This is a genomic window from Klebsiella sp. JN_Kp121 (assembly GCF_040062145.1).
Taxonomy (GTDB): Bacteria; Pseudomonadota; Gammaproteobacteria; order Enterobacterales; family Enterobacteriaceae; genus Klebsiella; species Klebsiella aerogenes.
Genome location: NZ_JBEAHX010000003.1, coordinates 188,273 through 202,340, shown reverse-complemented (window position 1 = coordinate 202,340; position 14,068 = coordinate 188,273). Strand labels below are relative to the sequence as shown.

At 54.1% G+C, this 14,068-nt stretch carries 11 protein-coding genes; 3 read left to right on the top strand and 8 right to left on the bottom strand.

Going from position 1 to position 14,068, the window contains the following annotated elements; genetic code table 11:
* The first annotated feature begins 126 nt into the window (after positions 1 to 126).
* Together cdd and sanA are read left to right on the top strand one after the other, a co-directional pair.
* Complete coding sequence (cdd, locus tag ABLU86_RS07920; RefSeq protein WP_015365716.1) at positions 127 to 1,011, top strand: cytidine deaminase; 885 nt, start codon at positions 127 to 129, stop codon at positions 1,009 to 1,011.
* Between the two features lie 169 nt (positions 1,012 to 1,180).
* Positions 1,181 to 1,897, top strand: coding sequence for an outer membrane permeability protein SanA (gene sanA / locus ABLU86_RS07915; RefSeq protein ID WP_015365714.1), 717 nt, complete (start codon positions 1,181 to 1,183; stop codon positions 1,895 to 1,897).
* 70 nt (positions 1,898 to 1,967) lie between these two features.
* Here the strand turns inward: sanA and mglC are convergent, their stop codons facing one another.
* The 6 genes from mglC to folE form a co-directional block, all read right to left on the bottom strand.
* Positions 1,968 to 2,978 carry a galactose/methyl galactoside ABC transporter permease MglC gene (gene mglC / locus ABLU86_RS07910; protein WP_015365713.1) on the bottom strand — a complete coding sequence of 337 codons (1,011 nt, stop codon included), beginning with the start codon at positions 2,976 to 2,978 and terminating at the stop codon, positions 1,968 to 1,970.
* A 15-nt stretch (positions 2,979 to 2,993) separates the two neighbouring features.
* Entirely contained in the window at positions 2,994 to 4,514 is a 1,521-nt protein-coding gene (gene mglA, locus ABLU86_RS07905) for a galactose/methyl galactoside ABC transporter ATP-binding protein MglA (RefSeq protein WP_046883897.1), read from the bottom strand.
* A 115-nt stretch (positions 4,515 to 4,629) separates the two neighbouring features.
* A complete protein-coding gene (gene mglB / locus ABLU86_RS07900) occupies positions 4,630 to 5,628 on the bottom strand; it encodes a galactose/glucose ABC transporter substrate-binding protein MglB (RefSeq protein WP_015365711.1) in 999 nt (332 codons plus the stop codon).
* Positions 5,629 to 5,926: 298 nt separating this feature from the next.
* Positions 5,927 to 6,949, bottom strand: a complete 1,023-nt coding sequence (galS, locus tag ABLU86_RS07895; protein ID WP_015365710.1) for an HTH-type transcriptional regulator GalS — start codon at positions 6,947 to 6,949, stop codon at positions 5,927 to 5,929.
* A gap of 155 nt (positions 6,950 to 7,104) precedes the next feature.
* Entirely contained in the window at positions 7,105 to 8,262 is a 1,158-nt protein-coding gene (gene yeiB, locus ABLU86_RS07890; RefSeq protein WP_348796134.1) for a DUF418 domain-containing protein YeiB, read from the bottom strand.
* Positions 8,263 to 8,277: 15 nt separating this feature from the next.
* A complete protein-coding gene (gene folE / locus ABLU86_RS07885) occupies positions 8,278 to 8,946 on the bottom strand; it encodes a GTP cyclohydrolase I FolE (protein ID WP_015365708.1) in 669 nt (222 codons plus the stop codon).
* A gap of 343 nt (positions 8,947 to 9,289) precedes the next feature.
* Between folE and fghA the strand changes: the two genes are divergently transcribed.
* The gene (gene fghA, locus ABLU86_RS07880) at positions 9,290 to 10,126 is read left to right on the top strand and encodes an S-formylglutathione hydrolase (RefSeq protein WP_046883895.1); all 837 of its coding nucleotides are present in this window, start codon (positions 9,290 to 9,292) and stop codon (positions 10,124 to 10,126) included.
* 50 nt (positions 10,127 to 10,176) lie between these two features.
* Here fghA and cirA read toward each other — a convergent pair whose 3' ends face one another.
* Both cirA and ABLU86_RS07870 read right to left on the bottom strand, forming a co-directional pair.
* Positions 10,177 to 12,150, bottom strand: a complete 1,974-nt coding sequence (gene cirA / locus ABLU86_RS07875) for a catecholate siderophore receptor CirA (RefSeq protein WP_045376785.1) — start codon at positions 12,148 to 12,150, stop codon at positions 10,177 to 10,179.
* 303 nt (positions 12,151 to 12,453) lie between these two features.
* Positions 12,454 to 13,923, bottom strand: coding sequence for an amino acid permease (locus ABLU86_RS07870; protein ID WP_015365702.1), 1,470 nt, complete (start codon positions 13,921 to 13,923; stop codon positions 12,454 to 12,456).
* Positions 13,924 to 14,068 lie beyond the last annotated feature (145 nt).

Genomic DNA, 14,068 nt, shown 5'->3' with positions numbered 1-14,068 from the left:
TGTGATTTGCATCACATTTATAAATGCAACAAATTAGCGTTGCATAAACAATGAGACCTATGTCACATATGGGTCCCGTGCGGGCCCGTACACTAGCTTCCCATTACATTGTTATGAGGCAACGCTATGCACTCTCGTTTTCAAGCTGCTTTGACTAATCTGGCGGCAGACCTGCAGGCGGCCATCGCCCCGATGCTCGCAGACCCGCACTTCCCGGCGCTGCTCGAAGCCGATCAGGTGGCGACGCTACAACAAGCAACAGGTTTGGATGAAGACGCGCTGGCCTTTGCGCTACTGCCGCTTGCCGCCGCCTGCGCCCGCGCCGATCTTTCTCACTTTAACGTTGGCGCTATCGCCCGCGGCGTGAGCGGTCGCTGGTATTTCGGCGGCAACATGGAATTCCTCGGCGCCACCATGCAACAGACCGTCCACGCGGAACAGAGCGCCATCAGCCACGCCTGGCTACGCGGCGAAAAATCCCTGCGCGCCATTACCGTCAACTACACGCCTTGCGGCCACTGCCGCCAGTTTATGAATGAACTGAACAGCGGTCTGGCGCTGCGCATTCATCTGCCGGGTCGCGAAGCGCACTCCCTGCAGCACTATCTGCCGGACGCCTTTGGCCCGAAAGATCTGGAAATCAAAACTCTGTTGATGGATGAGCAGGATCACGGCTTCCCTCTCAGCGGCGATGCGCTCACGCAGGCGGCTATTCAGGCGGCGAACCGCTGCCACGCGCCGTACAGCAACTCCCCTTCCGGCGTGGCGCTGGAGCTGAAAGACGGCACCATTTTCTGCGGCAGCTACGCGGAAAACGCGGCGTTCAATCCGACGCTACCGCCGCTGCAGGGCGCGCTGAACCTGCTGAGCCTTAACGGTTACGACTATCCGGATATCCAGCGCGCGCTGTTGGCCGAGAAAGCCGATGCATCGCTTATCCAGTGGGATGCGACCGTTGCAACCCTGAAAGCGTTGGGCTGTCAGAATATCGACCGCGTGCTGTTAGGTTAATTAGCCTGATAGCCTGAGCAGATTGCCGGATGCGCCTTTGGCTTCTCCGGCCTGGATTCGGTAATCTGCCATATTGCTGAAAATCCCCGCAATTAAACGATGGTTTCTTGCGCTTACCCGGCGGGTAAAGTAGCCTGAAGCTTCCTTCGTCCACCATTGAGTCAAGTTCATGTTAAAGCGTGTGTTATACAGCCTGTTAGTCCTGCTCGGCCTGCTGCTGTTGACCGTGCTGGGTCTTGACCGCTGGATGAGCTGGAAAACCGCGCCCTATATTTACGATGAGCTGCAGGATCTCCCCTACCGCCAGGTGGGCGTGGTGTTGGGCACTGCCAAATATTATCGCACCGGCGTGATCAATCAGTATTATCGTTATCGGATCCAGGGCGCGCTCAACGCCTACAATAGCGGTAAGGTTAATTATCTGCTGTTGAGCGGTGACAACGCCTTGCAAAGCTATAACGAACCGATGACCATGCGCCGCGATCTGATTAAAGCCGGCGTCGATCCGGCGGATATCGTGCTGGACTATGCCGGTTTCCGTACCCTCGATTCGATCGTGCGCACCCGCAAAGTGTTCGATACCAATGATTTTATTATTATCACCCAGCGCTTCCATTGCGAACGCGCGCTGTTTATCGCCCTGCATATGGGGATTCAGGCGCAGTGCTATGCGGTGCCTTCGCCGAAGGATATGTGGACCGTACGTCTTCGCGAGTTTGGCGCCCGATTTGGCGCGCTGGCGGATCTCTATATCTTCAAACGCGAACCGCGTTTCCTCGGGCCGCTGATCCCCATTCCGGCGCAGCAGCATGAAGTTCCGGAGGATGCGCAATCCTACCCGGCGGTCACGCCCGAGCAGTTACTGGAGCTACAGAAAGAAAAATAGCCGCCGTCGTTTTATCGAATTTCAGGCATAAAAAACCCGCGCCAGGCGCGGGTTTTTTATATGTTCAATCTTATTTCTTACGCGCGTACTTCAGTGAATCCAGCGCCACGGCGAAGATGATAATCGCCCCTTTAATAATGTACTGCCAGTATGGATTGACGCCAATGTAGGTCAGACCATAGTTGATGACGGTAAAGATAATGACCCCGGTCACCACGCCGAAAACCGTACCCACGCCGCCGCTGAAGGAAACGCCCCCCACCACGCAGGCGGCAATCGCATCCAGTTCGTACATAAAGCCGAGGTTGTTGGTCGCCGAACCGATACGTCCGGCTTCCAGCAGCCCGCCGAAGGCGTAAAACACCCCGGACAGGGCATAAATCATCAGCAGGTTCAGCGCCACGTTAACGCCGGAGACACGCGCCGCTTCCGGGTTGCCGCCGATAGCGAAGATGTTTTTACCGAAACGGGTTTTATTCCACAGGATCCACACGAAGAAGATAGCGATCAGCGCGTAGAAAGTAATGTACGACAGGCGGAATGAACCTAAAGCGACAAAGCCCTGGGCAAACTGCGAGAAGTGGCTGTCGAAACCGGAAATCGGCGACGCGCCGACAAAGTCGTAGTACAGGGAGTTGATACCGTAAACGATGATCATCGTACCCAGGGTAGTGATAAACGGCGTCACGTTGAGATAGGCAATGACGATACCGTTAATCAAGCCAATCACCGCGCCGATCGCGCAGACCAGCAGAATCACCAACGGAATCGGCATGGTCGCCATCTCCGGGAACACCTTGTTGGCGTTATCCACCGCCTGCAGCATGGTAGCCGCTACCACCGCCGCCAGACCCACCTGACGTCCGGCAGAAAGGTCGGTCCCTTGGGTGACAATCAGCCCGGCGACGCCGAGCGCGATGATAATACGTACCGAGGATTGCGTCAGGATGTTACTTAAGTTCAACAGACTTAAGAAGGTCGGATCCTGAAAAATAATAATGGCCAGCAAGACCAAAAGTACAACGTAAATCCCACCCTCTTTCAGGTAAGTGAGAAAACTCTTTTTATTTAACGCACTCATGGAAAGCCCCTGATCTCAAAGGTGCAATGATGCAAGACGCAGAATTTCATTTTGCGTCGTGGTTTTGGTCTCAACAATTCCGGCAACCAGCCCGTTGCTCATAACCAGTATACGGTCGGTAATTCCCAGCAGCTCCGGCATTTCGGAAGAGATAATAATGATGCCTTTATCTTTTTTGGCCAGTTCGGCAATCAGCTGATAAATTTCGAATTTGGCCCCGACGTCAATCCCGCGGGTTGGTTCATCAAGCATTAATATTTCCGGCTGGGTTAATAACCAACGGCCGATAATAACCTTCTGCTGATTCCCGCCGGAAAGTGAACCGATCTGAGTTTGATGACCTGGGGTTTTAACCCGCATGGAATCGATAACCCATTGGGTGTCGCTTTTCATCCGCGAATTATCCAGCAGACCGACCTTGTTTTTATACTTCTTGATATTTGATATCAGCGAGTTAAAACCAATATCGAGGTAAGCATAAATTCCCGTCGAGCGACGCTCTTCGGTCACCAGCGCAAAGCCGTGGTTTATCGCCTCGTTAGCGCTATGGTTATTAATTTTTTTGCCATGCAGGGTAATTGTGCCGCTGGCCTTTTCGCGGATGCCAAACAGCGTTTCAACGATATCGGTACGTTTAGCGCCCACCAGTCCGGCAATACCGAGGATTTCACCTTTATGCAGATCGAATGAGACATCGCGAATTGACGGCTGGCGCAGCGAGGTCAGGTTTCGAACTTCAAGGATCACTTCGCCCGGTTTGTTTTGTTTATCCGGAAAACGCTGGTTCAGCGAACGGCCAACCATCATCGCGATGATCTTATCCATATCCAGCCCCTCCAGCGACTGGGTGGCAATCCACTGACCATCGCGCAGGATCGTAATCTCATCGCATAGCTGAAATATCTCCTCCATTTTATGGGAGATATAAACAATACCGCAGCCACGCTCTTTCAGCTTGCGGATTATTTTAAACAGGTGATTGACCTCTTTTTCTGTCAGCGATGAGGTAGGCTCATCCATAATGACGATTTTCGCGTCATAGGAGAATGCTTTGGCAATTTCAATCATCTGCATCTGCGATACCGATAAAGTCCCCACGCGAGCGCGCGGATCAATATCAATATCGAGTTCATCAAATATCGCTTTGGTATCGCGATACATTTTATCCTGATCGACAAACATGCCTTTGGTGGGGTAACGTCCCAGCCACATGTTGTCCATGACCGAACGTTGAAGTACCAGGTTTAATTCCTGGTGCACCATAGAAATACCGTTTTCCAACGCTTCTTTCGCCGAATGGAAATCGATTTCTTTTCCCTGAAAAAGAATACTGCCGGAATCTTTTTGATAGATTCCAAATAAGCATTTTAATAATGTCGATTTACCCGCGCCATTCTCACCCATTAATGCATGGATAGAGTGCGGACGAACCTTCAGGTTGACATTATCAAGAGCTTTAACGCCGGGGAAAGATTTGTTGATGTCACTCATTTCCAACAAATATTCGCCCGACTGTACGCTATTATTGCTGACCATAGTTATACCTGGCTGCGTTCGTGCCGATCCGCGACGATAAGTTATATCGCAGCAAAATCGGCTTCGGTATCAGGAATAATCGGGCGCGCGAGCGCGCCCGCAATGCATGAAGAACTTATTTACCGATAAACTGGCTGAGGTTGTCTTTATCTACGCCTACGTACGGTACGCGGACAATCTTATTCTCAATTTTCCAGTTGGTGCCAGCAGCGGGCTCTTTGCCGTCAGCCAGGTTCTTCGCCAGATCGAAGGTCGCTTTGGCCTGGTTGTTGGCGTCGTTCAGCACGGTACCGGCCATCGCGCCGGATTTCACCAGCGCCAGCGCTTCAGGCAGGGCATCGACGCCGAACACCGGAATGCTGCTCTTGTTATGCGCTTTCAGCGCTTCTACCGCGCCCATCGCCATCGCATCGTTGTTCGCGATGACCACTTCGATTTTGTTGGCGTTCGGGCCGGAGAGCCAGGCGTCCATTTTATCTTTCGCTTGCGCGGTATCCCACATGGCGGTATCTAACGCCAGTTGCTGAGTTTTAAGACCTTTTTCATTCAGCTCTTTGATAACGTAGGAAGTACGCGCTTCGGCATCCGGGTGGCCCGGCTCGCCTTTCAACAGAACAAACTGAATCTGACCATCTTTGTTCAGATCCCAGTTTGGATTCGCTTTCCAGTGTTTGGCGATAAGATCGCCCTGGATAATCCCGGATTCTTTGGAGTCGGTACCCACATAATAGGCTTTATCGTAGCTATCCAGCGCCTTGCGCGACGGCTCTTTGTTAAAGAACACCACCGGCACATTTTGCCCACGCGCTTTGTCGATAACCGTACCCGCCGCCGCCGGGTCAACCAGGTTGATGGCCAGCGCCTTCACACCTTTCGCCAGCAGCACGTCGATCTGATCGTTCTGTTTGGACTGATCGTTCTGCGAGTCATTCATCAGCAGTTGCACGTCCGGCGCAGATTTGCCGTCTTTTTCGATCGCTTTACGCACAACGGACATGAAGTTGTCGTCATACTTGTAGATCGTAACGCCGATACGGGTATCCGCGGCATGCGCTGCGGCGCCAAAAAGCATGCCAGCCATGACGGCGGACAGAGCTAAGACCTTCTTATTCATGGAATCTCCGGTTTTATTATTTTGCATCGTTTTTTTTGGCGTGAAGATAGCTGGCGGGAGTTGTTACATTAGGGTTACCGCACAACGATATTCACAACGTTAATTCTGTCTTCCGTGTAGGGTAACGCTCCAGAAAAACGGCTTCATCAAGTGCCTAACCTATTGTTTAAGATGATATTTTAAAGCATCACCCGTACAGTCTGGTTCGGACTGGTCAACGCTGCCATCATAAACAGCTGAATGTTAATATACTGTGAATTTACTCACAGATTGAAAGCGGTTACATCAGCTAATAGATTCAGTTAGTGATCGGCCCCACACTTTGCTTTTGCGTCACCGAATGGCGCCGCACCAGCGTGGGCATAAAGCAGTGGCTAGCCTCGCTATCGAGTTTCCCTGCCGCCCCTTGTAGCGCCAGTTCGGTAGCCAATTTCGCCATCGACATAATGGGATAGCGCACGGTAGTCAACTGCGGATCGGTGTAACGGGAAATGGGAATGTCATCAAAACCAATCAGCGAGAGATGCTGCGGCACGGCAATGCCGTTATCCTTGAGAGTGGTTAACGCCCCGGCAGCCATACTGTCGTTATAGGCAAACACCGCGGTCAGGCCTAAATTACGCCCCAGCAGTTCTACCATCGCCGCTTCACCGCCCTGCATATCCGGCGAACCCGAGCCCACCCAGCTATCCGGCGCGATAATGCCCTGCTCCTGCAGCGCTTTACTCCACCCTTCGCGGCGCAGTTCATCATCTTCAATGCCGTGGTTGGAAGAGAGATAGCCAATCCGTTGATGGCCGTGATTGAGCAGCATCCGCGTAGCCATTAGCGCGCCGCTGACGTTATCGAGACCCACGCAGCGGTGCGCGAAGCCCGGCACAATGCGGTTTATCAGCACCATGCCTGGAATATGCTGCATAAAGTCGCCAAGTTCGGCATCGCTTAACGCTTTCGAATGCACGATAAGCGCCGAACAGCGCTGGCGAATCAGCACCTCAATGGCGTTACGCTCTTTTTCAGCTTCATGGTAGCTGTTGCCGATTAGCACATATTTCTGATGCTGCTGCGCGACGGTATCCACCGCTTTCACCAGCGCGCCGAAAAAGGCGTCTGACACATCCATCACCACCACGCCAATGGTATCGCTAACCTGGGTCGCCAGCGCCTGGGCATTGGCATTCGGCCGATAGCCCAGTTGCGCGACCGCCTTCATCACTGCCTCCCGGGTATCCGGGCTCACCAGCGCGCTGTTGTTCAGAACCCGTGAAACCGTCGCCACGGAAACCCCCGCCTGACGGGCGACATCACGAATGGTGATCATACATACCCGCCTTTATCGCATTGCAATACGTCACACCCACCTCCTGTGTTCAGCAAGGTGGCTATTCTGGCAGCGACGCGCACCGCGCTACGTGAGTGAGGTCACACGGCTGGAAACGGTTACATCCATTTTGTTAATGATTGTGATCGAGATCGTTATACAGATGTATCTCTGGATGATGTCCCTGAGGCTCTCAGGGTTAACTGACGCCATAGCCACTCAACGGGCCCCTGGCGGAAATGACGCAGCCAAAACTGCGAGAAGAGGAGATTAACGGCCCACACCGCCGGCACAAAGGCCAACAGCTGTAAACGGTCAAATTTCATAAACAGGCCCAGATGATAGAACAGCGTGGTGCAGATCAGGGTTTGCAGTAAATAGTTACTGAGCGCCATCCGCCCAACGCAGGCAATCGCCCCAACCAGACGAAAGCGGCATAATTGCGGCCAGAATCCCCACGCCAGCGCGGCATAGCCGATGGTTTGTAGCGGCGCGCCAAGTTCACGCGGCGCCTGCAGCAGAAAACCGCACCAGCGGTAGTCCCATTGCAAGTACCACTGCGCGGCGATGGCCGGCACATTTACCATCATTCCGGCAATAATCAGCACAGCCCCGACGCGGCGATAATGGCTAAGGCTAAACTGCCCTTTCAACCAGCCGCAGCGCATCAGCGCCGCGCCCATTAGCATCATCCCCGCCAGCTGCCAGCCGTACTGCACGCCCAGCGCCACCAGGTTATCGGACAGCATATCCGCGCGATTGCTCACCGCCTCCATACCGTCTTTGAGCTTCCAGAACTGCTCATACTGCACATTCGCGGCATCGGGCACCCATGACCGGCTGGCGCCGTTGGCGGAAATCAATCCCAGCAATACCAGCACCGCAATACCGATGAGATATAGCACTACGCCGGTATTAAAAAGCGATTTAACATGATGGGCATCGCGCACCATGCGCCAGGCAATTAGCCCCACCAACGCATAGGCCAGCAGAATATCGCCGTCCCAGAAAAAGAGGCCGTGAATAAAACCAAGCAGGGCAAGCAGCGTTAGCCGCGACTGGATCCAGCGTTTACCGCGTACCAGCAGCATTTGCAATCCGGCGCCGAACAGCAGTGCAAACAGGGTGAGGAATTTTACCTGCGCAAACAGGTCGAGGATTGCCCAGCTCCAGGCGTCGCTCAGCGAAATACTCCCGGCCCAGGCCGGATTCAGATAGGCCGCCTTCGGCAAGCCGAAGGCGGTGATATTCAGTAGCAGAATGCCGAGGATGGCGACGCCGCGAACGAAGTCCAGCGTGACGTTTCTCTCCATGCACCCTGCTCCGAATTAATTGTGGTGACGTACGGCGCGCAGGAACTCCTGGCGGGTATTCTGGCTGGATTTAAACAGACCGCCAAGCGAAGTGGTGGTCGTGGCGCTGGTCGCATCACGGATGCCGCGCGCTTTCACGCAGTAATGCACCGCGTCAATGGATACCGCGACGTTGCTGGTACCGAGCAAAGTCTGCAGCGCGGTAAGGATCTGCTGCGTCAGGCGCTCCTGCACCTGCGGACGCTGGGCAAAGAACTGCACGATGCGGTTAATTTTCGACAGGCCGATTACCGAATCTTTCGGGATATAAGCAACGGTCGCTTTGCCGTCAATCGTCACAAAGTGATGTTCACAGGTACTGGTCAGCGTGATATCGCGGACCGTCACCATCTCGTCAACTTTCATTTTGTTTTCAATAACGGTGATTTTCGGGAATCTGGCATAATCCAGACCGGAGAAAATCTCATCAACGTACATTTTTGCGATGCGATGCGGAGTCTCCATCAGGCTGTCGTCACTGAGATCAAGATTCAGCAGCTGCATAATCTCAGTCATGTGCCCGGCGATCAGACGCTTGCGCGTTTCATTATCAATTTCTTGTACTGGCGGACGCAGCGGCGTCTCCAGCCCACGAGCGACCAGCGCTTCATGAACGAGTATGGCTTCTTTACTCAATGATGACATTTAGGTTCTCCTGCAGGTGTGGCGCTCTTTGCTCTTCTGAGGGCAAAGTTTGCACTCATTGTGCGTGAGGTGGCGCACATAATCCAGTAGCCGTCACGATAATTATTGAAATTGGCGCAACCTTTCATTTTTACCGCTGCGGTTGGACGTTGTCGATGCGCCACGCCAGCGAGCCCTACCGCCCTCGCGCGCATTCATTAGCACTGTAGATGTTTAGAGACGTTCTTTATAACTCGTATTAATGATGCAATAGCTTTGCGCGACGGGAAAGTGAAAGTTACTCACCGGTTAATGAAATATCTGTATTATTAAGCATTACACATAGATACCCGAGGAGCCCTGCATGGAACTGCTTGAAGAACATCGCTGTTACGAGGGTCGGCAGCAGCGCTGGCGTCATCACTCCAGTACCCTGAACTGTGCGATGACGTTCAGCATTTTTTTACCGCCGACGACGGAAACCGCCCCTCCGCCGGTGCTGTACTGGCTATCCGGTTTGACCTGCAATGACGAAAACTTCACCACCAAGTCTGGCGCCCAGCGTGTCGCCGCCGAACTTGGCATCGCGCTGGTGATGCCCGACACCAGCCCGCGCGGTGATGACGTCGCCGATGATGCCGGTTACGATCTCGGTAAAGGCGCGGGTTTTTACCTCAACGCCACTCAGGCGCCGTGGGCGGCGCATTTTCGCATGTACGACTATCTGCGCGATGAGCTGCCGCAGTTGATTAACCGTCAATTTAAGGTCGCCGACCGTTGCGCTATCAGCGGCCACTCGATGGGCGGCCACGGCGCGCTCATCATGGCGCTGAAAAACCCAGGGCGCTTTACCAGCGTCTCGGCCTTCGCGCCGATCGTCAACCCATGCAAAGTTCCATGGGGACAAAAGGCGTTCAGCGCCTATCTCGGCAATGATGAAGCGAACTGGCAAGAGTGGGACAGCTGCGCACTGATGCAGGCAAGTCAGACCGGGGATGCCATTCCCACATTAATTGATCAAGGTGACGCCGACCAGTTTCTCGGTACCCAGCTACAGCCCGCGGTCCTTGCAGAGGCGGCGCGACAGAAACAGTGGCCGCTGAGCCTGCGTATCCAGCCCGGCTACGACCACAGCTACTATTTCATTGCCACCTTTATAGAAGATCATCTGCGCTTCCATGCGCAGTTCCTGCTGAAGTAGTTTCAGCCGCGAGTCTCTGCGGGCGATTTACATCGCCCGGTTCATCACGATCAGAAGCGGTAATCGACGGCCATAAAGTAGCGACGCCCATCTTCGGTGTAGCTGTAATCGTCGCGGCTCAGGTCTTTATCGCCGACGTTAAGCACGCCAGAGCGCAGTTTCACGCTTTTGCTGACCTGCCACGCGGCGCCGATATCAAACATGGTATAGCCGCCCGGGGTTTTACCCGTCGCGCTTACCGCACGCTGCTCGCCGGTATAGTTGGCCGTGACATAGAAAGACCAATCCTCCAGCGGTTTCCAGTCGAGGGTACCGTTAGCGGTATGGAACGGCAGCGTCTGCAGCGGTTTATTGCCGCCGTTGCTCAGATCGCGACCATCGTTATAGGTATAGTTGACCGTCAGTTTCCACTCTTCGCCGAACGGAACCTTCACTTCGGTCTCCACGCCTTTAATCCGCGCTTTGTTGACGTTGAAGTAGCGGAATACCGGCACGCGCTTACCGTTCACGGTCTTCCAGCCGACGAAGTTCGGGTAACCCGGCGCTTCGCTGGCGCTGGAGGTACGCAGGATGTCGATCATATCGTCAACGTTGTTCTGGAAGGCGGTCACGCTGCCTTCAACCCCTTCCAGCCAGCCCTCTTCACCGCTGTAATACAGACCAAGCTCAAAGCTTTCGCTGGTTTCCGGCTTCAAATCCGGGTTACCGATAATGCTGCAGCTACCGCGACAGGAGTTAGTGGTCCAGTCCGGGTTCAATTGCAGCAGCGACGGCGCTTTAAAGGCCGTAGCCCAACCGCCTTTCACGGTCACGGTATCGGTGGCGTTATAGACCAGATACGCACGCGGGCTCCAGTGATCGCCGTAGGTTTGGTGATCGTCCATACGGATGCCGGTGGTCAGCGCCAGCGGTTCAAAGATCCGCCACTCGTCTTCGAGGAACAGCGCGTACTGGCTGGCGGAAGTCGATTTTCCGCCGCTGCTCAGGTTTACCGGATCTTTGAGTTTATCATGGCGCCATTCACCACCGAGGGTGACGATCTGGTTGATCATCCCCAACGGCATCACATATTTACCATCCACCGCATTGCTTTCAGAGGTAATGGTCCCAGCCTGCCCCGGGTTTTTGTTATCCACTTTCTCGCCGTAGAATTTCACTTCGCTATTGCCGACATCCCAGCGCCCGTTATGGGTCAAAGAGTAGTTTTGGCGTTCAAGGCGATTTTTATCAAGCGAGTCTGAGTCGCGATCCTGGCGATCGAAACCGTAGCCGGCGGTAATGTCCTGATTCTCCGTTGGCGTCCAGGCGAACTCAACGTTACCGTCGCGGCTGGTGAAACCTTCAATGCGCGGCGTTTCACCCGCAGCGTTGCTGGAAGATTGCTGATCGTCTTTACTACGTTTCGCCAGGCTGCCGTAGGCTTTCATCCCCAGCACGCCGTCAATCAGCGGGCCGCTGGTGAAGAACTGGCCGTTATAAGTGTCACCGCGATCGCGGTGTTCCTGAATGGTGGCATCGCTGCTGAGGGTACCGGTCCATTTCTGGCCGATTTTTTTGGTAATGATATTGACCACGCCGCCGAGCGCATCGGAACCGTACAGGGAAGACATCGGGCCGCGCACCACTTCAATCCGTTCGATGGAGTCCACCGGGATCCAGTTCAGATCGAAATCGTTATGGCGGAAGACGGCGTTACGCGAGTTGACACGTTTGCCATCGATCAGGATTAGCGTATAGCTGCTATCCAGACCGCGGATGCTGACACCCTTGCGGTTATCCCCTTCGTTGGTGAGCTGAACGCCAGGCACATCGCGCAACACGTCCTTCAGGTTCTGCACCGGCTTACGCTGCAAGTCCTGTTGGGTGATCACGCTGATACTGGCGGGCGCATCTTTGACGCTCTGTTCAGTCGCCGCGGCGGTGACAACCAGCGTTTCGTCATCATTTGCGGCCAGCGCCGGAAATGCCAATGCTACGACGGACGCGCACAGTCCCGCCCGGGCAAAAGGGTTTAACCTGAACATACCAAATCTCCATGAGGTCAACTACAAATCAAACAAAGGGTGCTGCTTGCACATCCTGTCGACACGCGGCTCTGGCGGCCGCGCGCAATTTTTTTACAGTCGATGTGGCTGGTCACCCCTTGCCTTTCGTAGTTGAGCGGCAAGATATGGAGATTGGCTTCATCCTGAATTTGCCGAAATGATAAGGATAATGATTACAATTATCAATACAATTATGAAGAAGTGTGTCCGATTGTAAGCCTTGCGGGCATAAAAAAAGCCCTCTTTAAAAGAGGGCTTTATCGAAAGCGGTAGAGTGTGGAATTAGCCTTTAAAGCGTTCCGGGAACTTCATTTCGCTGTAGCGCACGAAGCGGGTACCTTTCACCAGCTTGTAACCAAACCAGATAACCAGGAACAGCGGAATACCGATGTAGGTCGCCGCCACGCCGCCCCAATCAATGGTGTCCTTGAGGAAGGCTTCATAGTTCTGGCCAAGGGTGATGATAAGGCACAGTACGAAGGCGAAGATCGGCCCCAGCGGGAAGAACCCGGAACGGTACGGCAGGTTATTAATATCGTTACCCTGCAACACGTAACCACGACGGAAACGGTAGTGGCTGATCGCAATACCCAGCCAGGCGATAAAGCCAGTCATCCCGGAGGTATTCAGCAGCCACAGGTAAACCGTCTGGTTGCCGAACATCGAGGTCAGGAAGCACAGCGCCGCAATCACGGTAGTCGCATACAGCGCGTTGCGCGGTACGCCGCCTCTCGACAGCTTCGAGAAAATGCGCGGCGCTTTGCCGTCGCACGCCAGGGTATACAACATACGCGTAGAGGCGTACATCCCGGAGTTACCCGCCGACAGCACCGCCGTCAGGATAACCGCGTTCATGATCGCCGCCGCAGAGAGCAGACCGGCGTGCTCGAACACCAGGGTGAACGGGCTAACGGAAATGTCTTTAACGTCGTTGCGCAGCAGGCTCGGATCGGTATACGGGATGATCAGGCTGATAATCAAAATCGCGAAGACATAGAACAGCAGGATACGCCAGAACACCTGACGCACCGCGCGCGGAATGTTCTTCTCCGGATTTTCCGATTCGCCCGCGGCAATACCGATGAGCTCGGTACCCTGGAAGGAGAAGCCGACAATCATCGCCACGCCGATCATCGCCGCAAAACCGCCGGCAAACGGCGCATCATCAATGCCCCAGTTGCTCCAGCCCGCCGGCTTGGCGCCTTCGAAGATGCCAAAAATCATCATAATGCCGACGATGATAAAGATAATCACGGTGGCAACTTTAATCAGCGAGAACCAGTACTCCGCTTCGCCGAAGCCGCGTACCGAGATCCAGTTCAGCAGGAACATGATGCCGAGGAATAAGGCGCTCCAGATCCAGCCGGGTGTATCCGGGAACCAGTAGCTCATCACCAGCTGCGAAGCAACGAGGTCAACGGCGATAGTCACCGCCCAGTTGTACCAGTAGTTCCAGCCCAGCGCGAAACCAAAGCCTTCTTCTACATAGTTCTGACCGTAGGTCGCAAAAGAGCCTGAAACCGGCATAAACGCCGCCAGCTCGCCGAGACTGGTCATCAGGAAATACACCATCAGACCGATCAGAATGTAGGAAAGCAGCGCGCCGCCGGGGCCTGCCTGAGAAATTGTTGCGCCAGAGGCAACGAAAAGACCTGTACCGATGGAACCGCCAATAGCGATCATGGTCAAGTGGCGCGCTTTTAGCTCGCGGCGGAGCGTGGGCGCTTCTGTGGTTTTAGTTTCCGAAACCATGTGAAAATGCTATCCATCCAAAAAATGAGGCGCGATTGTAGCAGACGATCGTCCATCCATCCGGTACAAATGCAAAGTTATAAGAGAGCTTCATGATCTGACACAAATTATTAGTAAAGCAGTAATCCTGCATTGGCGCATAAAA